Below are 19861 nucleotides of genomic sequence, written 5' to 3'. Positions count from 1 at the left end.
GGCTGGCCATCGAGGCCAGGGGCGCCCAGTTGGTCTTCCTGCCGCCCTACTCGCCCGATCTCAACCCCATCGAGATGGCGTTTTCCAAGCTCAAGACCCTGCTGCGCAAGGCCGCCGAACGAACCCGGGACAATCTGTGGGACCGCATCGGGCTGGTCCTGGACGCCTTCACCCCCGACGAATGCGCCAACTATTTTCGGCATGCCGGATATGTGTCAACTTAAGCGACGAATGCTCTAGGGGGCGCTACGCCAACTTTGAAGCAATCGGCAATCCAAACTTCCACGTCGAAGATGAACCCGTAAACAAGTGGTGGTCTGAGGTTGTCGAGCCAATTCTGGATAAGCACTACCGCAACAAGAAGGCGGAAATGGGAGTGAAGGCGCGAGCGGCAATCGTCGATGCTATGATGGGCGAGCTCAGCGTAGTTCTATTCACCGATGAGACTGGAAACATGATGTCCGACATCTCCACGGCGTCAGAACGTACGGGACAAACCAAATGGGCCCAAAAATACGGAAGATTTTATACGCTATCTGTAGTGCGATGGCTGTCCCACATTTTTACCAAACTCGTCCGAGAAGCGGCATATGGAAGAGGCATAGACAGCCTATTTGGGCACTATGAGTTCTTCATCACCTACACGCAAGACGACAATACTTTACTGTCACGGAAGGTCTGGCCACTTTTCTGATCGTCCATGCGCTCCGAATTGAAGACTGCGTGCGGCCGCGTTCCATTGATTGGCTGCAAGTCGACCTTGTCAATGATCGCCAAAAGGCGACAGCAGCCCTTCGCCCCTAAATCTCTTCCTTCAGCAGGTCCGCCACCAGCCCGCCGATCCACGGGTTGCGCGAGCGCCTCTGGCGTTCGGCGTGGTAGATGTGGGCGAGGTCGGAATAGGCGCGGTCGAAGTCGTCGTTGAGGATCACGTAGTCGAAGGTCTCCCAGGCGGCGACCTCGTCCTTGGCCCGCGCCAGGCGCTGGGCGATGACCTCTTCGCTGTCCTGGCTGCGGGCGTGCAGGCGGCGGCTCATCTCGGCCAGGGACGGCGGCAGCACATAGATCAGCACCGAGTCCTCGGGCACCTGGGCGTGGACCTTCATCGCGCCCTGGAAGTCGATGTCGAACAGCACGCTCTCGCCGCGGGCCAGGGCCTCCATGATCGGCGCGCGCGGGCTGCCGTAGCAGTTGCCGTAGACCTCGGCCCATTCGAGGAAGGCGTCCTGGGCCACCATGTCATCGAAGGCCGGACGGGTGACGAAGTGATAGTCGCGGCCCTCGTGCTCGCCGGGACGCGGAGCGCGGGTGGTGGCGCTGATCGACAGGTGCAGGTCGTTGTGGTCGGCGACCAGGCGGCGGGTCAGCGAGGTCTTGCCGACGCCCGACGGGGCCACGACCATCAGCAGCAGACCGCGGGTGGGACCATGGGCGGTAGGCTTATTCGACATTCTGGACCTGTTCGCGGAACTGCTCGATCGTCGCCTTCAGGTCGAGACCGTGGGTGGTCAGCGCGGTCAGCGCCGACTTGCTGCAAAGGGTGTTGGCCTCGCGCATGAACTCCTGAGACAGGAAGTCCAGGCGGCGGCCGGCGGCGGCCTCGCCGCCCAGCAGGGCTCGGGCGGCGGTCACGTGGCTGGCCAGGCGGTCGAGCTCCTCGCGCACGTCGGCCTTGACCGCCAGGGCGGCGGCCTCCTGGACGATGCGCTCCTCCGAGGCCGCCTCGCCGATCAGGTCGGTCAGGCGGCGGGCGTAGCGCTCCTTGAGCACGGCCGGCTGGGCGGCGGCCTCGCGGGCGGCCAGCATGGTCAGGGTCTCGATGCGGTCGACGGCGCCGGCCAGGATCGGGGCCAAGGCTCCGCCCTCCTCCAGCCGTGCGGCCTTCAGCCCGTCCAGGGCCTGGGCGATCGAGGCGGCCATGGCGGCCTCGACCTCGGCCCGGATCTCGGCCTCGTCCTCCTCCTCGCGGGCGTCGATGACGCCGCGCAGGGCCAGCAGCCCGTCGAGGCTGGGCTTGGCGACCATGCCGGTGGCGACATAGGGCGCGCCGGCCTTCAGATAGCGCTCCAGCACCTCGACATTGACCTGGGTCGCCCCGGTCGCCTCCAGCCGCTTGGCCTGCAGGTTGACGGTCAGCTGGCCGCGCTGGAAACGGGCCTGGGCGCCGTCGCGGGCGGCCCGGTCCAGGCTCTCGAAGCCGGGCGGGCCGCGGAAGCGGGTCTCCAGGTTGCGGCCGTTGACGCTGCGCGCCTCCACCGCCCACGACCAGGCCCCGTGCGCGCCCTCGACCCGGGCGAAGCCGGTCATGCCCGATAGCGCCATGCTCAGCCTCCCGCCGAGGCGGTCCGGGCCGCCTTCGCGCGCTCGACCTGCCGCCACTTGGCGACATTGCGCTCGTGTTCCTCATAGGTCGAGGCGAAGACGTGGCCGCCGCCGCCGTCGGCGACGAAATAGAGTTCGCTGGTCTTGGGCGGATTGAGCACGGCGATCAGCGAGGCGCGGCCGGGATTGGCGATCGGGGTCGGCGGCAGGCCGTCGATCAGATAGGTGTTGTAGGGCGTCGGGCGCTGCAGCTCCGACAGCAGGATGCCCCGGCCCAGCGGCCGGCCGCGGGTCAGGCCGTAGATGATGGTCGGATCGCTGCCCAGCCGCATGCCGGCCCGCAGGCGGTTGATGAACACCGCCGCCACGCGCGGGCGCTCGCTGGCGAGGCCCGTCTCCTTCTCGACGATCGAGGCCAGGGTCACGGCCTGGTCCTTGGTCTGGAACGGCAGGCCCGGCTGGCGCTTGGCCCACAGGGCGTCGAGCAGGGTGTCGCGGTCGTCCATCATCCGCTGCAGCACCGCCGCCCGGTCCTCGCCGCGCTGCACCTGGTAGGTCTCGGGCAGGACCGAGCCTTCCGGCGGGGTCGGCACGGTCCCGGTCAGGACCGGCGAGCGCATCAGGATGTCGACCACCATGTCCGAGGTCAGGCCCTCGGCGATGGTGACCTGGTGGCGAACGATCTTGCCGTCGCGGATCTTGGCCAGCACCTGGCGCAGCGAGGCGCGGGACGGGAATTCATATTCGCCGGCCTTCAGCCGGCGGGCCGCGCCGGTGACCTGGGCGGCGGTGACGAAGATCGAGGACGAGCGGATCGCCCCGGCCTGCTCCAGGCTGGAGGCGATCTCGGGCAGGCTGGCTCCGCGCCGCAGGACGACGGTGGTGACCTCGCCCGACCGCGCCGCCGGGCCTGGCCCCTGGTACAGCCACACCGCCCCCAGCACGACCGCCAGGGCGACCAGACCCAGGACGGTCAGCCCCCCTGAGCCCATGGCCAGCAGCCGCCGGCCGATCGGCGCGGTCTCGCGCCGGCGGGCCGCCGTCTTTCTCGGAGCCTTGCGGCCCGCCGGCGCCTTGCGTTTCGGCGTGGGCCCGCGGCTCACGGGGCGCGACGGAAGACGACGGAGGCGTTGGTGCCGCCGAATCCGAAGCTGTTGGACACCGCCACGTCGATCTTCATCGGCACGGCCTTGTTGGGGGCCAGGTTCATGGCGACCTCGACGTCAGGATTGTCGAGATTGATGGTCGGCGGCGCGACCTGGTCGCGGATGGCCAGGATCGAGAACACCGCCTCGATCGCCCCGGCCGCGCCTAGCAGGTGGCCGGTCATCGACTTGGTCGACGACATCACCACGTTCTTGGCGTGGTCGCCCAGGAAGCGCTCGACGGCCTTGGCCTCGATGCCGTCGGCCATGGTCGAGGTGCCGTGGGCGTTGACATAGTCGATCTGGTCGGGGCGCAGGCCCGCGTCCTTCACCGCCGCCGACAGGGCCCGGAAGCCGCCGTCGCCGTCCTCGGACGGCGCGGTGATGTGATAGGCGTCGCCGGACAGGCCATAGCCGATCACCTCGGCATAGATCTTGGCCCCGCGCGCCTTGGCGTGCTCGTACTCCTCCAGCACCAGGGCGCCGGCGCCCTCGCCCATCACGAAGCCGTCGCGGTCCTTGTCATAGGGGCGCGAGGCCTTTTCGGGCGTGGCGTTGAAGTCGGTGGACACCGCGCGGCAGGCGATGAAGCCGGCGATGCCGACCTTGCAGACGGCCGCCTCGGCCCCGCCGGCCACCATCACGTCGGCGTCGCCGTACTTGATCAGCCGGCAGGCGTCGCCGATCGCGTGGGCCCCGGTGGCGCAGGCGGTGACCACCGCGTGGTTGGGGCCCTTGAAGCCGTAGCGGATCGAAACCTGGCCCGAGATCAGGTTGATCAGGGCCGAGGAGATGAAGAACGGGCTGACCCGGCGCGGGCCCTTGGCCTCCAGCTCCAGGGCGGTGTCGGCGATGGTCGACAGGCCGCCGATGCCCGAGCCGAGGATCACCCCGGTGCGGTAGCGGTCTTCCTCGGTCTGCGGGACCCAGCCGGAATCCTTCACCGCCTCGTCGGCGGCGGCGATGCCGTAGAGGATGAAGTCGTCGACCCGCTTCTGGTCGCGCGGGCTCATGGTCAGGTCGGGATTGAACGCGCCCTCGACCTCGGGACCGCCGCCGCCGCGGCCGTCGACGCGCGGCACTTCGCACGCCACCTGGCAGGCATAGTCGGTCGGATCAAAGGCCGAGATCCTGTTGGCGCCGGACTTGCCGGCCAGGATGTTCTTCCAGGTCACGTCGACGCCCTGGCCCAGCGGGGTCAGGAGGCCAAGTCCGGTGACGACGACTCTACGCATGGATCACTCCCAACCTTCGTATCGCGGACATATGGGGAGCCCGACGACATCGACACGCCCCCCGGGGCCGCGAATCTCGGCCACATACGAAAACCGCCGCGCGCACGATGGCAAGAGCCCGTGCGACGCGGCGGTTGATAGTCCTGTTCGCGAATCCTTGCGAACCCCGACGCCTTAGGCGCCGGTCTTTTCCGTGATGAACTTCACGGCGTCGCCAACGGTCTGGATGTGTTCGGCGGCGTCGTCCGGAATTTCGATGTCGAATTCCTCTTCGAACGCCATCACCAGCTCGACGTTGTCGAGGCTGTCGGCGCCCAGGTCGTCGATGAAGCTGGCCTTCTCGGTGACCTTTTCCGGGTCGGCATCCAGGTGCTCGATGACGATCTTACGCACGCGCTCGAGAATGTCGGACATTCTGTTAGTCCCTCGTTTTGAATCTTGCAGTTTCCGTGGACGGTCTGGCGAACCTGCGCCCCCCACGAGAATTGTCGGGCCACCGCCTATCACGTTCCTTTTCGGGTGACTAGCGGCTGTACTCTTTAGAAATCAGGGGTTCCGCCTTTCCAGCCGGAAAGGCGGCGAACCCTGGAAAAACAGGGCCTCGTCAGATCATGGCCATGCCGCCGTTGACGTGCAAGGTCTGACCGGTGACGTAGCCGCCCTGGTCACTGGCCAGGTAAACGCACGCTGCGGCGATATCGCTCCCCTCGCCCAAGCGGCCAGCCGGGATGGTCGACAGGATGCCGGCCTTCTGCTGTTCGTTGAGGGCGTCGGTCATCGGGCTGGCGATGAAGCCCGGCGCCACGCAGTTGACGGTGACGTTGCGGCTGGCCAGCTCCTGGGCCAAGGCCTTGGAAAACCCGATCATTCCGGCCTTGGAGGCGGCGTAGTTGGTCTGGCCGGAATTGCCGGTGACCCCGACCACGGAGGTGATGCCGATGATGCGGCCGGCGCGGCGCTTCATCATCCCCTTGGCGGCGGCCCGGGCCAGGCGGAAATAGCTTTCCAGGTTCACCTTGATCACGGTGTCCCAGTCCTCGTCCTTCATCCGGACGATCAGGCCGTCGCGGGTGACGCCGGCGTTGGCGACGACGATGTCGAGCGGCGCGCCGGCGGCTTCCTCGGCCCTGGCCACCAGGCCGTCGACGGCCTGGGCGTCCGAGAGGTTGGCGGCCACGGCCGAGACGCGCTCGCCCAGTTCGGCCTTCAGTTCGGCCAGGGCCGATTCGCGGGTGCCCGAGAGCACGACATGGGCGCCCTGGGCGTGCAGGGCCCGGGCGATGGCGCCGCCGATGCCGCCCGTGGCGCCGGTGACGAGGGCGGTCTTGCCGGTGAGATCGAACATTATGGGTTCTCCGTTCGGAGGATGGTGAGTGAACCCCTCGTCCTTCGACAGGCTCAGGATGAGGGTTTCAGATGAACCGCCGCGTCCATCGTCCTCATCCTGAGCTTGTCGAAGGACGAGGACGACGCCACGGTGTTTGACGCTAGAGCGACTTGGCGAAGGCTTCGAGGTCGGCCGGGCTGTTCAGGGGAACGGCCTCTGAGTCCGGCGCGATCCGCTTGGCCATCCCCGACAGCACCTTGCCGGCCCCGGCCTCGACGAAGCGGGTGACGCCGCCCTCGCCGGCCAGCCAGGTCATGCTCTCGCGCCAGCGCACGCGGCCGGTGATCTGCTCGACCAGCAGTCGGCGGATGACGTCGGGGTCGTGCACCGGCGCGGCGGTGACATTGGCCACCAGCGGCGTGCGCGGGGCGATGATGGTGGTGCGGGCCAGGGCCTCTTCCATCTCGTCGGCGGCCGCCTGCATCAGCGGGCAGTGGAACGGGGCCGAGACGTTCAGCGGAATGGCCCGCGCGCCCAGCTCCTTGGCCTTTTCGATGGCCTTGTCGACGGCGGCCTTGGTCCCGGAGATCACCACATTGCCGTGGTTGTTGTCATTGGCCACGACGCAGACGCCGACTTCCGAGCCGGCGACGGCGGCGGCCTCGGCCAGGGCCAGATCGGTCCTGGGACCGATCAGCGAGGCCATGGCCCCCTCGCCCACCGCCACGGCCCTCTGCATGGCCAGGCCGCGCAGCTTCAGCAGGCGGGCGGTGTCGGCCAGGGTGATCGCGCCGGCGGCGGCCAGGGCCGAATATTCGCCCAGGCTGTGGCCGGCGACGAAGGCGGCCTTGTCGACGCCGACGCCGAACTCCTTCTCCAGCACGCGGGTCACCGCCAGGCTGACGGCCATCAGGGCCGGCTGGGCGTTCTCGGTCAGGGTCAGGTCGCCCTCGGGGCCCTCGGCCATCAGCTTGAACAGCTTCTGGCCCAGGGCGTCATCGATCTCCTGGAAGACCTCGCGGGCCGTGGCGAAGGCCTGGGCCAGCTCGGCGCCCATGCCGACCGTCTGGCTGCCCTGGCCCGGGAAGATGAAGGCGATGCTCATGGCCCGCTCCGTCGCTGCAAATCCAAGGGGCGGAGGGTTATGGGATCACCGCGCCACGGGCAAGGATCAGTTTTGACCGCCCGGGATCTCCTGAACAGCCGCCAGCGTCGTTTGCGGCAAGGGCGCGGCGGGTTCGAGCATCGGCGCCGAGGTCGCGGGCATGGCCGGCGCGCATCGCTTGCGTCGCTGCTTCTCGGCGCTCCAGGACGGGTCGCAGGGCCGGGGCTCCCTGACCGTCCGCAGAGCCGCCTGCATGGCGATGTTCTGCTGGATCAGCCGCAGGGTTCGCGCCCTGTGGTTCGACGGCTTTGGCATGCTGACCGTCAAGGGCGGCGGGCAGTGCGGCTTGACCTGCGGTGGGACGGCGACCCGCGGCGCGACCATGCGCGCCATGATCGGCCGTGGCGGAATGGGGCGCGGACTATAGGCGGGCGCGACCCGGACCGGCCGGAAGGCCGGCGCGGCGCCGGCGGCGGACCCCGCATGGCTCACCCCGGCGCTCGACGCCATCAGGATCGCAAGTCCAAGGACCGGGCCACGCATCAGGCGCTCTCCGCATCGTCGCTCAGGATGCTACCACGGCGCGAACGGAACCGACAATGCGCGCCGCGCCTAGCCCTGCCAAGGCCCGCCGGGCGGTCCCCAGCCCCAGGCCGGCATCGGCGGCTCGTCGGTCGGGGCTTCGACGCCGGGCGCCGAGTTGATCACCGCCAGCCGCGTGCCCCATTCCAGATAGCCGACGAAGGCGGCGCGGAACTCCGGATCGGCGGGCAGGCCCACAGCGTCGGCGGTGTCGAGCATCAGAGCCACCCAGGCCCGGCGCTGGGCCTCGGTCAGATGCCGGCCCAGGTGATGGCCGATCATCCCGGCGTGGCCACCGCCGGCCTCGCTATAGGCCTTGGGCCCGCCGAACACCTCGGTGACGAAGGCGGCCACGTGCTCGGCGTGCCGGGGATTCATGCCGGCGAACACCGGCGCCAGGATCGGGTCTTCGGGGACCCTGGCGTAGAAGGCCTCGAACAGGGCCCGGAACCGCTCGGGCCCGCCCGCCCAGGCCGCCAGGGTGGGAACTTCCGTCTCGCCGAGCGCCATCACATGCCTCCCTCGTGTCCATCCGCAGTTAGCGACGCGCGACGCCATTTGGAAGATGGCGGAATGGGGTTATTCAAAGCCGGAGCGGCCGCGCGCCGTCCTTCCGCTGGAGCCCTCGCATGTCTCGCCTTTTCGCCGGTTTCGCCGCCGGTCTCGCCCTCTGCGGCGTCCTGGCCGCCTCCCCCGCCCTGGCCGCCCTGAAGGTCGGCGACACCGCGCCCGACTTCACCGCCCCGGCCGCCCTGGCCGGCAAGGACTTCGACTTCGCCCTGTCCAAGGCGCTGAAGAAGGGGCCGGTGGTGCTGTACTTCTTCCCGGCCGCCTACACCTCGGGCTGCACGGCCGAGGCCCATGAGTTCGCCGAAGCCACGCCGGCCTTCGAAAAGCTCGGCGCGACGGTGATCGGCGTCACCGCCGGCAATGTCGACCGCATCAAGGACTTCTCCAAGGAGCACTGCCGCGACAAGTTCGCGGTGGCGGCCGCCAACGCCGACCTGGTCAAGACCTATGACGTGGTCCTGCCCCAGAAGGCCGAATGGTCGAACCGCACCTCCTACGTGATCGCCCCGAACGGCAAGATCCTGATGGCCTATACCGACGGCAACTTCGCCGGCCACGTCAGCAAGACCATGGACGCGGTCAAGGCCTATAAGGGCGTGAAATAGGCCGCTTGAGAGCCCCGACTTCGGTCGGGGCTCGGCCTTACCAGTTGGCCTTGACCAGCTTGACCATCAGTCGGCCGTCCTGCACCCGGTCGTCGGCGGCCCGCAGGCTGACGGTGAACTCGGCGGGGATGTCGAAGGGCCGGGTCAGGCTGAGGTCGACGCCCTCCTCGCCCATCGTGCCGCCGCCGACGGCGATCGAGCCGATCTGGCGACCGTCCAGGGTCAGGGCCGAGCGCAGGTTGGCGCGGGTGACCGGCGCGCCGCGCTTGGTCACATCGACCGGCGCCACGGCGTTCATGTCGACCGAGACGCTGACATAGTTGGTGCGAGGCATGAAGCCGAAGCCGAACAGCCGCGACACCGACGAGCGCACGCCCGCCTCACGCTCGTTCCACGACGCGCCCAGGGCCAGCGACCGCGGGCTGGGTCCCTGCTCGGTCTTGGCCGCCAGGTTCAGGTTGAAATCATAGCTGGGCCGATCGAGCCCCCCGGCCACCTTGGCCACGAAGGTGGCGTTCTCGGCGTCGGTGGACAGATCCAGCGGAAGGGCCGCCGAATAGCCCTGGAAACGGCCGTCATTGCCCCAGACCGACAGGTCGGGCTTGCGCACGATGTCGCCGGCCAGCGCGGGGCAAGCCGCGCCGAGCGCCAGCGCCCCTGCGGCGACAAGGCGTATGATACCGTTCCCAGCCATGCCGCCTTCCTAGCACAAACGACTCTAACGGCAAGCTAAGTGCGGCGCGCGGCCGCTCACTTTTCCTTGTCGTGCAAGGCGCTCAGCTTCTGCTGCACGCGCTTTTGCAGGTCCGCCTGCATTTCGGGCACGAACTTGCCCATCTCCAGGCCGGCCACCCGGCCGAATTCCGGCATCTTGGCGATGACGGCCTGGCCCTTTGGGCTCTCGTAGAAATCCACCAGCGCCTGCAATTCGTCTTCGGAGAACACCCGCGCCATGCTCGGGACCATGGCTTCCATCATCTTGTCGAGCAGACCGGCGTTCAGGCTCTCGTCGAAGGCCTCCTTGACGGCGGCGCTGACCGCCGCGCCCTGTTCCGGCGTCAGGCCTGGATAGGACTTGGCCTGCTGGGCGAGCATCCCCGACATCATGCTGTCCATCATCGGCCTGAAGCTTTCCTTCATGTGCATGGCCGCCAGATAGCGTCGGGTCAGGGCCACGGCCTTCGGGCTCGGCGCGGCCTCGGCGGCGGCCGGGGCAGTCGGCTCAGCGGCCTGGGCCGCGCCGGCGACCAGGCACAGGGCGGTGAAAGCAACGGCGACAAAACGTTTCATGATGGAATCCCCCAAGGCTTGAGCGCAGTCAGCCAAAAACTACCATAAGGTGCAAGCCCAGGGTTTCCTTGCCTTCCCGCGTCCTTTCGGCTATTAGCGCGCCCTCTCACGGATGGCGGTCTTGCACGCAGCCCTTTGGGTCGGGATTTCCCGCTCGGCATGCAGGATCCATCGTGGTCGACGGACTTCCGCCGTCGCCCGCGCCGCCTTCCAAGCCGGAAGAAGGAAAACATGGCGTTCTACGAACACGTGGTCATCGCGCGGCAGGACATCTCGCCGCAACAGGCCGAAGCTCTGAATGAGCAGCTCAAGGCTCTCCTGGAAGAAAATGGCGGTCACATCGCCAAGATCGAATACTGGGGCCTGCGCAACCTCACCTACCGCATCAAGAAGAACCGCAAGGGCCACTACTCCCTGCTCGCCATCGACGCCCCGGCCGCGGCCGTGAAGGAGATGGAACGTCAGCTGCTGATCAATGAAGACGTGCTGCGCTTCATGACCATCCGCGTCGAAGAGCTGGACCTGGAACTGTCGCCGGTTCTGGCCCGTCGCGACCGCGAACGTGGCGAGCGCTCCGAGCGCCCGCGCGACGACTTCGCGCCGGCCGCGTAAGGGAGAAGAGAGATCATGACCGACACCACCGCTCCCGAAGCCGGCGCCCCCGCCGGCGGCGGCGCCCGCCGTCCGTTCTTCCGCCGCCGCAAGGTGTGCCCGTTCTCCGGCGCCAACGCCCCGAAGATCGACTACAAGGACGTCAAGCTCCTGCAACGCTACGTTTCCGAACGCGGCAAGATCGTGCCCTCGCGCATCACCGCGGTGTCGGCCAAGAAGCAACGCGAACTGGCCAAGGCCATCAAGCGCGCCCGCTTCCTGGCTCTGCTCCCCTACGTCGTGAAGTAAGGGAGACACCACGATGAAAGTCATTCTGCTCGAACGCGTCGAAGGCACCGGCGTCCTTGGCGACGTGGTCACGGTGAAGGACGGCTTCGCCCGTAACTTCCTGCTGCCCCGCCACAAGGCCCTGCGCGCCAACTCGGCCAACCTCAAGAGCTTCGAAGTTCAGCGCGCTGAGATCGAAGCCCGCAACGTCAAGAACCGCGAAGCCGCCGGCAAGGCCGGTGAAGGCCTCGACGGCAAGCAGTACGTGATGATCCGTCAAGCCGGCGAAAGCGGCCAGCTGTACGGTTCGGTCGCGGGCCGCGACGTCGCCGACGCCATCAAGGCCGAAGGCGGCAAGGTCGATCGCTCGATGGTCGTCCTCGACAAGCCGATCAAGACGCTCGGCGTCCACGAAGTGAAGGTGCGGCTGCACGCTGAAGTGACCGTCACGGTCACCCTCAACATCGCGCGCAGCCAGGACGAAGCCGATCGCCAAGCGCGCGGCGAAAACGTCATCGCCGCCCAGTTCGAGGAAGACCGCGCCGCCGACGCCGAAGCCGCCCAGGACATGGCCGAAGGCGGCGCCGGTTCGTTCGAAGGCGACCACTACGAGGCCTGATTCGCTTCGGCGTCTACGGAATCTCAGGAAACGGCGCGGAGCAATCCGCGCCGTTTTTCTTTGAGCGCAACCGCAAAAACTGCATTTACGAAAGGTGCGTACGGGCGCTTTCTGGCGGCGATAAAAACACGCGGGGCGAGCAACGCACTCGCGAATAGAGGGAATCAAAGCCACATGCGCAGTCGTTACAGCCTCCTGGCCGCCGCCTCGGCCGGCGCGCTCGTCGTCGCCTCCAGCCTGGCCCAGGCGCAGGAGGCCCCCCCCGCCGCCGACAACACCCAGGTCGAGGAACTTGTCGTCACCGGCACCCGCACGGCCGGCCGCACCCGGCTGGACACCATCGCCCCGGTCGACGTCATCAACAGCAAGGCCCTGAGCCAGCAATCCACGCCCGAGCTGGGCCAGGCCCTGTCGAACCTGGCGCCGTCGATCGACTTCCCGCGCCCGGCCATCACCGACGGCACCGATTCGGTGCGCCCCGCCACGCTGCGCGGCCTGGCCCCCGACCAGACCCTGGTGCTGATCAACGGCCGCCGCGGCCACGCCTCGGCCCTGGTCAATGTCAACGGCTCGATCGGCCGCGGCTCGGCGGCCTTCGACCTCAACACCCTGCCGATCGTCGCCCTGGACCGGGTCGAGGTGCTGCGCGAGGGCGCGGCCGCCCAGTACGGTTCGGACGCCATCGCCGGGGTCATCAACCTGCGCCTGCGCAACGCCCGCGAAGGCGGCGGCGCCAGCCTCAACTACGGCCTCTACGACACCACGGTGAAGACCGCCCGCGACACCGACGGCCGCAAGGCCCACGACGGCGTCAGCTACACCGTCTCGGCCTGGCAAGGCTTCGCCCTGCCCAACGACGGCTTCCTGACGGTCAGCGGCGAGTACAGCTACCGCAACCCGACCAACCGCGGCGACATCGACCCGCGCCCGGCCGCCACCCGCCACGTGACCTCGCGCTATGGCGACCCGCAGGTCGACAGCAAGACGATCTACGCCAACGCCGGCCTGCCGATCAACGAGACCTGGAGCCTGTACGGCTGGGCCGGCTACCAGAACCGCAAGAGCAACAGCGCCGCCAATCCGCGCCTGGCCGACAACGCCGCCAACATTCCCTCGGTCTATCCCCAAGGCTTCCTGCCCAAGATCACCACCGACATCGACGACTACAACTTCGCCTTCGGGACCAAGGGCGAGGTCGGCGGCTTCACGGTCGACGCCGCCCTGACCTATGGCGACAACAAGGTCCATTACGGGGTGATCGACTCGATCAACGCCTCCTATGGCGCGTCCTCCCCTACCCGCTTCGACGCCGGGACCATGGAATACGGCCAGTTCGTCGCCTCGCTCGACGTCACCAAGCCGCTGGAGCTGTTCAGCTTCGCCAAGCCCTCGACCCTGGCCTTCGGCGGCGAGTACCGCAACGAGACCTACCAGATCGGGGCCGGCGATCCCTATTCCTGGGGCAACGGCGGCAACGGCCTGGCGGCCGGCGCCCAGGGCTTCCCCGGCTTCCGGCCCACCAACGAGGTCGACAAGCATCGCCACTCCGGCAGCCTCTATGTCGACCTCGACAACCAGATCACCGAGAAGTTCGAGGTCGACCTGGCCGCCCGCTACGAGGACTATTCCGACTTCGGCTCGACCACGACCGGCAAGATCGCCGCGCGCTATGACTTCACCGACAGCCTGGCCCTGCGCGGCGCGGCCTCGACGGGCTTCCGCGCCCCGTCCCTGCAGCAGCAGTTCTTCACCGCCACCTCGACCAACTTCATCAACGGGATTCCGGTCGAGGTCGGCACCTTCCCGGCCACCAGCCCCACGGCCAGGGTGCTGGGCGGAACCCAGCTGCAGGCCGAGAAGTCCGACAACTATTCAGCGGGCTTGGTCTATCACAAGGGTCCGTTCGAGCTGACAGTCGACGCCTACCAGATCAAGATCGACGACCGCATCGTGCTGTCGGAGAACATCCAGGGCAGCCCGACCGGCGACGCCACCGCCCGAGCCATCTACGCCCTGCTGCAGCCGTTCGGCGTCTCGGCGGCCCGGTTCTTCATCAACGGCGTCAGCACCACCACCAAGGGCGTCGACGTGATCGCCCGCTATCGCCTCGACGCCGAAGAGGCCGGCCGCTTCGACTTCACCCTGGCGGGCAACTACAACGAGACCGAGGTCACCCGCGTCCCGACCACCAGCGCCCTGTCGTCCCTGCCGGTGCCGCCGTCGCTGTTCGCCCGCGTCAATGTGCTGACCTACGAGGAAGGCACACCCAAGAAGAAGGCGGTGTTCTCCACCGACTGGAACAACGGCGCCTGGGGCGCGACCCTGAAGGCCTCGTACTACGACTCCGTCCTGGCCCCGCAGACCAACCCCGCCCTCGACTACCGGACGGGCAATAAGGAGGTCTTCGATCTGGAGGCCCGCTACACTTGGCATGGGGCGACCCTGGCCGTGGGCGCCAACAACCTGTTCGACGAATATCCCAATCGGACGCCGGCGCCCGTCAACACCAACGGCCCGATCGCCTTCTCCAGCTTCTCGCCGTTCGGCTTCAACGGCCGCTTCCTCTACAGCCGCCTGAGCTACAGCTGGTAGGCTCGCCTGCAACGGGAATGGCGCGGAGAGCGATCTCCGCGCCTTTTTCATACGTCCGAACCTGTCGCAACAGCCAGGCAGAACATACACGGAATATCCCCGTTCATCTGTCGCCTGCGGCGAACCGACCCGCGCGCCGGAGGAGGCTCCGCGTTAACTTGCGCCCATGTCCCTCGTCCCTGCTCTAGACCTCCGCCCACCCTCGTCGATGGGCGACATCGTCGTCGCCGTCGCCCCGCACAACCTGGAAGCCGAGCAGGCGCTGCTGGGCGTGCTGCTCTATGACAACGCCGCCTATGAGCGGCTGACCGACAGCCTGCAGGGCCGCCATTTCTACGAGCCCTTCCACGCCCGGCTGTTCCAGGCGATCGAGACCCACATCCGCAAGGGCCAGCTGGCCGAGCCGATCCTGCTGGCCGACGAGTTCAAGAAGGACCCGGCCTTCGAGGAGCTGGGCGGCCTGCGCTACTTGGCCGACCTGGTCGACCGCGCGCCGCCCGCCGCCAATGTCGGCGACTACGCCCGGGCGGTGTTCGACCTGGCCCTGCGCCGCGACCTGATCCGCATCGGCGGCGAGATCTCGTCCACCGCCCACGGCCATGGCGACGTCCAGTTGCCGGCCCGCGACCAGATCGAGGCGGCCGAGCAGCAGCTCTACACCCTGGCCGAAAGCGGCGTGGCCAGCTCCGGCTTCGTCAGCTTCGGCGACGCCCTGCGCGGCGCCGTCGAGATGACCGCCGAGGCCTATAGCCGCGACGGCGGCATGTCGGGCGTCGCCACCGACCTGATCGACCTCGACCAGAAGATCGGCGGCCTGCACCCTTCCGACCTCGTGGTTCTGGCCGGCCGCCCGTCAATGGGCAAGACCGCCCTGGCCACCAACATCGCCTTCAACATCGCCAGGAAATACGCCTGGGAGCCGCAGCCGGACGGCACCAAGAAGACTGTCAGCGGCGGCGTCGTGGCCTTCTATTCGCTGGAAATGAGCGCCGAGCAGCTGGCCCTGCGGATGCTGGCCGACGCTTCGGGGGTGTCGGGCGACCGGCTGCGAAAGGGCGAGATCGACGCCAGCGAGTTCGGCCGGGTGCGCGACGCGGCCATCGAGCTGCAGGAGGCCCCGCTCTATATCGACGCCACCGGCGGCATCTCGATCGCCAAGCTGACCGCCCGGGCCCGTCGCCTGAAGCGCCAGGTCGGCCTGGACCTGGTGGTGGTCGACTACCTGCAGCTGGTCACCGGCTCGGACCTCGGCGCCAACGCCAACCGCGTGCAGGAGGTCAGCCAGATCACCATGGGCCTCAAGGCCCTGGCCAAGGAGCTGGCCTGTCCGGTCATCGCCCTGTCGCAGCTGTCGCGCCAGGTCGAGAACCGCGAGGACAAGCGTCCCCAGCTCTCCGACCTGCGGGAATCGGGCTCGATCGAGCAGGACGCCGACATGGTCTGGTTCGTCTATCGCGAGAGCTACTATGTCGGCCGGGCCGAGCCGCGCGAGGGCACGCCCGAGCACCTGACCTGGCAGGAGGAGATGGACCGCCTGCAGGGCCTGGCCGAGGTGATCATCGCCAAGCAGCGTCACGGCCCGATCGGCACCGTGCGGCTGTCGTTCAACAGCGACACCACCCGCTTCGGCAACCTGGCCCGCGACCACTATTTCCACCAGCACAGATCGGGCGGCGAGGAGTAGCTGGCGCTGCTGGACGCCCCCTCCGTCACGCCGCTTTGCGACGCGCCACCTCCCCCGCTTTGCGGGTGAGGAGGAAACGACCTTCTCCTCCCCTGTGAAACGGGGGAGGTGGCCGCGAAGCGGACGGAGGGGGCGTCCCACGCCAACGCCCTTCTCCCCTCGCCCGGATGAGTGCTAAAGCCGCCGTCGTGACCGACACCGCCCTGCTGACCCTGGATCTCGACGCCCTGGCGTCCAACCACGCCGTGCTCGTCGCCGAGGCCGCCGGAGCCGAGGTCGCGCCGGCGGTCAAGGCCGACGGCTACGGCCTTTCCGCGCCCCTGGTGGCCGGGCGGCTGTGGGATGCGGGCGCGCGGAGCTTCTATGTCGCCCGGCTGTCGGAGGGGGTCGCCCTGCGGCGAGCCCTGGGCGATCGGGTCGCGACCATCTACCTGCTGGACGGCGTCACCCCGGGCGCGGCCCCGGCCATCGAGGCCGCGGGCCTGACCCCGGTGCTCAACAGCCTGCCCCAGGTCGAGGCCTGGAACAGCCACGCCCGCGGCCGCACGCTGGACGCGGCCCTGCATATCGACACCGGCATGAACCGCCTGGGTCTGCGTCCCGAGGAAGCCGTGGTGCTGACCGGGGCCATGGACCGGCTGAAGTTTCTCAACATCAGCCTGGTGGTCAGCCACCTGGCCTGCGCCAGCCAGCCGGACCACCCGCTGAACGCCCGCCAGCTGGCCCGCTTCACCGAGGCCGCCGCCCTGTTCCCGGACGCCCGGCATAGCCTGGCCAATTCCGGCGGGATATTCCTGGGCCCCGCCTACCATTTCGACCAGGTCCGGCCGGGGATCAGCCTCTATGGCGGCGGCCCGCTCGATGCGCCCGACCCCCGCCTCAAGGCGGTGGCGACGCTGGAGGCCCCGATCCTGCAGACCCGGGTCGTGCCGCGCGGCGAAAGCATCGGCTATGGCGCGACGTTCACGGCGACCCAGACCACCCGCGTGGCCATCCTGGCGGTCGGCTACGCCGACGGCGTCCCGCGCGCCGCCCATCCGCGCGGCGCGGTGTGGTTCGACGGGGCCCGGCGGCCGCTGCTGGGCCGGGTGTCGATGGACCTGATCGCCGTCGACGTCACCGACTGCGACGCCGCCCGGCCCGGCGCGATGATGCAGATCGTCGGCCCCGACCTGCCGGTCGACGACGCCGCCGCCGCCGCGGGGACCACAGCCTACGAACTGCTGACCCGCATCGCGCCCCGGGCGCGGCGCGTGATCAAGGGCGGTTAGGCGTCGCACGGAAAAGCGGTCGCCGACTCTTGCGAAAACAACGTCAAAACAAAGGATTAGAAAAGTCCGGGCGCTAGCGGGCGGAATCTGGTATACGATCACGCCTATTCCGCGCCGTAACCGTTTCGGCGCGCACCATCGATCAGGGCTTGTTCCGCAAGACGGTCCGCCAAGAGGTTCAGCCTGCGCCTATGAACATCGTCGTCCGCACGCTGTCCGACCAGACCTACGAAATCGTCCGCCGCCGCATCCTGGTGGGCGCGATGCAGCCCGGAACCGCCGTTCGCCAGGACGTCATCGCCGCCGAGCTGGGCGTCAGCAAGATCCCGCTGCGCGAGGCTTTGGGCCGTCTGGAGCAGGACGGCCTGCTCAGCTCCTACCCCAACCGCGGCTATGTGGTCCGCAATCTGTCCAGCGACGAGGCCAGCGAGGTCTTCGCCCTGCGCCTGAAGCTGGAGCCCGGCGCGGTGGCCGAGGCCTGCCTGAAGGCCACGCCCGCCGACCACGCCGTCGCCGAGGCCGCCCTCTCGGCGCTCGAAGCCGAGATGGCCAAGCCGGACGGCGATCATGTCAGCTTCAACCGCGCCTTCCACCTGGCGCTGGTGCGCCCCGGCGGCCACATCACCTTCCAGCTGATGGAGCGGCTGCAGATCCTGGCCGAGCGCTATGTGCGGGTGCATCTGGAGCCGTTCGGACGCGACGAGCGGGCCAGCCAGGAGCATCGCCAGATTCTCGACGCCTGGAAGGCGGGGGACGCCAAGGGCGTCGAGGCCCTGACCGTCAATCACATCCTCGGCACGCTGTCGGACCTCAAGCAGCAACTGTCGACCTGACAGCGGTTCTTCCGCTCCGTCTTGAAGCGGCTCATTCCTCGTCCGGATACGGACCCTTGCCGCCCTCGGCGATCAGTTGGTCGACGCGGGCGTCGATCACCGGCAGCGGAACCGAGCCCAGCTGCAGCACCGCGTCATGGAAGGCGCGGATGTTGAACTTGGGACCGAGCGCCTGCTCGGCCCGCTTGCGCGCCTCGACGAAGGTCAGCATGCCCAGATAGTAGGACAGCGCCTGGCCCGGCCAGGCGATGTAGCGGTCGACCTCGGTCTCGATCTCGTGGTCGGCCATGGCGGTGTTGTCGTGCAGATACTGCTGGGCCTGCTGGCGGCTCCAGCCCTGGGCGTGGAGGCCGGTGTCGACCACCAGCCGGGCCGCGCGCCACATCTGGTAGCTGAGCATGCCGAACCGGTCATAGGGCGTCTCATAGAGGCCCATGTCCTCGCCCAGCGCCTCGCAATAGAGCGCCCAGCCCTCGCCATAGGCCGACACATAGGTGTCGCGACGGAAGGCCGGCAGGTCCTTGTTCTCGGCGGCCAGCGGCATCTGGAAGGCGTGGCCCGGGGCGCTCTCGTGCAGGGTCAGGGCCATCAGCGAATAGAGCGGCCGGGACGGCAGGTTGTAGGTGTTGACCAGATAGACGCCCGGCCCGCCACGGCCGCCGGTGTAGAAGGGCGCAATCTCGGCCGGGACCGGGCGGATGGCGAAGCGGCTGCGCGGCAGGTGGCCGAACCACTGCGAGGCCTTGCCGTCGAAGCTCTTGGCGTCCCAGGCGGCCCGGTCCAGCAGGTCCTGCGGCGTCTTGGCGTAAAAGCGCGGATCGGTCCGCAGATAGGCTAGGAAGGCCGGCAGGTCGCCGTCGAACTTCACCTCCTTCATGACGTCCAGCATCCGGGCGCGGATCTTGGCCACCTCGGCCAGGCCGATCTGGTGGATCTGGTCCGGCGTCAGGTCGGTGGTGGTGAACTCGCGGATCTTGGACTGGTAATAGGCCTTGCCGTCCGGCAGGTCGTAGGCCGCCAGGCTGCGCCGTGCGCCGGGGATGTAGTCGTCGCGCAGGAAGGCCCGCAGGCGGGCGTGGGCCGGCGTCACCGCCTGGGCGATGGCGTCCGCCGCCTCGCGGCGCAGCGCGTCCTGGACCGTCGGCGGCAGGCTGGGCGGCAAGGTCCTGAACGGCGCGTAGAACGGCGAAACCTCAGGCGTGGCGGCGTCGGCCGCCAGGGCGACGCCGGCGTCGCGCCCCTGCAGGGTCACCTGCGGCGGCGTGAAGCCCCGGGCCAGCCCGGCCCGCATGTTGGCGATCTGCTGATCGTAATAGCGCGGGATGTCGCGCATCATGGCGATGTAGGCGCGGTAGTCGGCTTCGGTCCGGAAGGTTCCCCGCGTCTGCTCGGCGACCTCGCCCCAGAAGCTGCTGTCGGCGTTCAGCGGCTTTTCGTAGTCGCGATAGCGCTGCTCGGCGAGCAGGGCGTCGATCTGGCCCTTGTAGACGGCGTAGTTGACCTGGTTGGCCTTCGACAGCTGGGCGACCGGCAGGTCGGCCAGTCGCCCGGCCACCGCGGTCCAGCGCGCCAGCCGCTCAGCCTGGGCCGAAGGGCCGACATCAGGAAGCTTGAAGGCGTCGCTCTTGGGGCCGTCTTCGCTGAGCCCCGCCTGCTTGAGGCGCCAAGCGTATTCCTCGCCATAGATCGCCTCGAAGCGTTTGTCGGTCGCGCCGGCCAGGGCCGGGGACGCGGTCGCCAGCGCCAGACAGACGATCGCGATCTCGAAAAGTCCGGTCCTTCGCGACATCATGATCAGCGGC

At 68.4% G+C, this 19861-nt stretch carries 22 protein-coding genes; 10 read left to right on the top strand and 12 right to left on the bottom strand.

What is annotated here, in order from left to right; genetic code table 11:
* Together ACIPQB_RS22565 and ACIPQB_RS22560 are read left to right on the top strand one after the other, a co-directional pair.
* Window positions 1–224, top strand: a 224-nt coding sequence (locus tag ACIPQB_RS22565) for a transposase (protein WP_446483963.1), incomplete at its 5' end; no start/stop codon positions are given.
* Window positions 182–694: a hypothetical protein gene (locus tag ACIPQB_RS22560; RefSeq protein ID WP_446487489.1), complete on the top strand. Its 513-nt coding sequence runs from the start codon at window positions 182–184 to the stop codon at window positions 692–694. The genes ACIPQB_RS22565 and ACIPQB_RS22560, both read left to right, overlap by 43 nt.
* A 106-nt stretch (window positions 695–800) precedes the next feature.
* Here the strand turns inward: ACIPQB_RS22560 and gmk are convergent, their stop codons facing one another.
* From gmk to ACIPQB_RS22515, 9 genes are all read right to left on the bottom strand, one after another.
* Window positions 801–1451, bottom strand: a complete 651-nt coding sequence (gene gmk, locus ACIPQB_RS22555) for a guanylate kinase (protein ID WP_446487488.1) — start codon at window positions 1449–1451, stop codon at window positions 801–803.
* Window positions 1441–2322: a YicC/YloC family endoribonuclease gene (locus tag ACIPQB_RS22550; protein WP_446487487.1), complete on the bottom strand. Its 882-nt coding sequence runs from the start codon at window positions 2320–2322 to the stop codon at window positions 1441–1443. Before ACIPQB_RS22550 ends, gmk begins: the two co-directional genes overlap by 11 nt.
* 2 nt (window positions 2323–2324) lie before the next feature.
* Entirely contained in the window at window positions 2325–3425 is a 1101-nt protein-coding gene (mltG, locus tag ACIPQB_RS22545) for an endolytic transglycosylase MltG (protein WP_446487486.1), read from the bottom strand.
* Window positions 3422–4702 carry a beta-ketoacyl-ACP synthase II gene (gene fabF / locus ACIPQB_RS22540; RefSeq protein ID WP_446487485.1) on the bottom strand — a complete coding sequence of 427 codons (1281 nt, stop codon included), beginning with the start codon at window positions 4700–4702 and terminating at the stop codon, window positions 3422–3424. The genes mltG and fabF overlap by 4 nt, the downstream gene beginning before the upstream one ends.
* Window positions 4703–4876: 174 nt before the next feature.
* Window positions 4877–5116, bottom strand: a complete 240-nt coding sequence (locus ACIPQB_RS22535) for an acyl carrier protein (protein WP_007672577.1) — start codon at window positions 5114–5116, stop codon at window positions 4877–4879.
* 190 nt (window positions 5117–5306) lie between these two features.
* On the bottom strand, window positions 5307–6047 hold the full coding sequence (gene fabG / locus ACIPQB_RS22530) for a 3-oxoacyl-[acyl-carrier-protein] reductase (RefSeq protein ID WP_446487484.1): 741 nt from the start codon (window positions 6045–6047) through the stop codon (window positions 5307–5309).
* A 142-nt stretch (window positions 6048–6189) separates the two neighbouring features.
* Window positions 6190–7134, bottom strand: a complete 945-nt coding sequence (gene fabD / locus ACIPQB_RS22525) for an ACP S-malonyltransferase (RefSeq protein WP_446487483.1) — start codon at window positions 7132–7134, stop codon at window positions 6190–6192.
* Window positions 7135–7200: 66 nt separating this feature from the next.
* Window positions 7201–7677, bottom strand: coding sequence for a hypothetical protein (locus ACIPQB_RS22520; RefSeq protein ID WP_446487482.1), 477 nt, complete (start codon window positions 7675–7677; stop codon window positions 7201–7203).
* A 69-nt stretch (window positions 7678–7746) separates the two neighbouring features.
* Window positions 7747–8226, bottom strand: coding sequence for a group II truncated hemoglobin (locus ACIPQB_RS22515; protein ID WP_446487481.1), 480 nt, complete (start codon window positions 8224–8226; stop codon window positions 7747–7749).
* A 119-nt stretch (window positions 8227–8345) separates the two neighbouring features.
* On the opposite strand from ACIPQB_RS22515, the gene ACIPQB_RS22510 reads away from it, so the two are divergent.
* On the top strand, window positions 8346–8891 hold the full coding sequence (locus tag ACIPQB_RS22510; protein WP_446487480.1) for a peroxiredoxin: 546 nt from the start codon (window positions 8346–8348) through the stop codon (window positions 8889–8891).
* 37 nt (window positions 8892–8928) lie between these two features.
* Here ACIPQB_RS22510 and ACIPQB_RS22505 read toward each other — a convergent pair whose 3' ends face one another.
* Together ACIPQB_RS22505 and ACIPQB_RS22500 are read right to left on the bottom strand one after the other, a co-directional pair.
* Complete coding sequence (locus tag ACIPQB_RS22505; RefSeq protein WP_446487479.1) at window positions 8929–9585, bottom strand: hypothetical protein; 657 nt, start codon at window positions 9583–9585, stop codon at window positions 8929–8931.
* A gap of 56 nt (window positions 9586–9641) precedes the next feature.
* Window positions 9642–10181, bottom strand: coding sequence for a DUF2059 domain-containing protein (locus tag ACIPQB_RS22500; protein ID WP_446487478.1), 540 nt, complete (start codon window positions 10179–10181; stop codon window positions 9642–9644).
* A 231-nt stretch (window positions 10182–10412) separates the two neighbouring features.
* Between ACIPQB_RS22500 and rpsF the strand changes: the two genes are divergently transcribed.
* From rpsF to ACIPQB_RS22465, 7 genes are all read left to right on the top strand, one after another.
* A complete protein-coding gene (rpsF, locus tag ACIPQB_RS22495; RefSeq protein WP_012286543.1) occupies window positions 10413–10793 on the top strand; it encodes a 30S ribosomal protein S6 in 381 nt (126 codons plus the stop codon).
* A gap of 15 nt (window positions 10794–10808) precedes the next feature.
* A complete protein-coding gene (gene rpsR, locus ACIPQB_RS22490; RefSeq protein ID WP_446487477.1) occupies window positions 10809–11081 on the top strand; it encodes a 30S ribosomal protein S18 in 273 nt (90 codons plus the stop codon).
* Window positions 11082–11094: 13 nt separating this feature from the next.
* Complete coding sequence (gene rplI, locus ACIPQB_RS22485; RefSeq protein WP_446487476.1) at window positions 11095–11679, top strand: 50S ribosomal protein L9; 585 nt, start codon at window positions 11095–11097, stop codon at window positions 11677–11679.
* Window positions 11680–11853: 174 nt separating this feature from the next.
* A complete protein-coding gene (locus ACIPQB_RS22480; RefSeq protein ID WP_446487475.1) occupies window positions 11854–14271 on the top strand; it encodes a TonB-dependent receptor plug domain-containing protein in 2418 nt (805 codons plus the stop codon).
* A 166-nt stretch (window positions 14272–14437) separates the two neighbouring features.
* A complete protein-coding gene (locus tag ACIPQB_RS22475) occupies window positions 14438–15955 on the top strand; it encodes a replicative DNA helicase (protein WP_446487474.1) in 1518 nt (505 codons plus the stop codon).
* A gap of 167 nt (window positions 15956–16122) precedes the next feature.
* Complete coding sequence (alr, locus tag ACIPQB_RS22470; protein ID WP_446487473.1) at window positions 16123–17226, top strand: alanine racemase; 1104 nt, start codon at window positions 16123–16125, stop codon at window positions 17224–17226.
* Window positions 17227–17417: 191 nt separating this feature from the next.
* Window positions 17418–18059, top strand: a complete 642-nt coding sequence (locus tag ACIPQB_RS22465; RefSeq protein WP_446487472.1) for a GntR family transcriptional regulator — start codon at window positions 17418–17420, stop codon at window positions 18057–18059.
* Window positions 18060–18090: 31 nt separating this feature from the next.
* Here ACIPQB_RS22465 and ACIPQB_RS22460 read toward each other — a convergent pair whose 3' ends face one another.
* Window positions 18091–19851: a DUF885 domain-containing protein gene (locus tag ACIPQB_RS22460; RefSeq protein ID WP_446487471.1), complete on the bottom strand. Its 1761-nt coding sequence runs from the start codon at window positions 19849–19851 to the stop codon at window positions 18091–18093.
* Between the last annotated feature and the right edge of the window lie 10 nt (window positions 19852–19861).

This window comes from Caulobacter sp. LARHSG274 (genome assembly GCF_052871235.1).
This window is presented reverse-complemented; position numbering and strand designations above follow the sequence as displayed.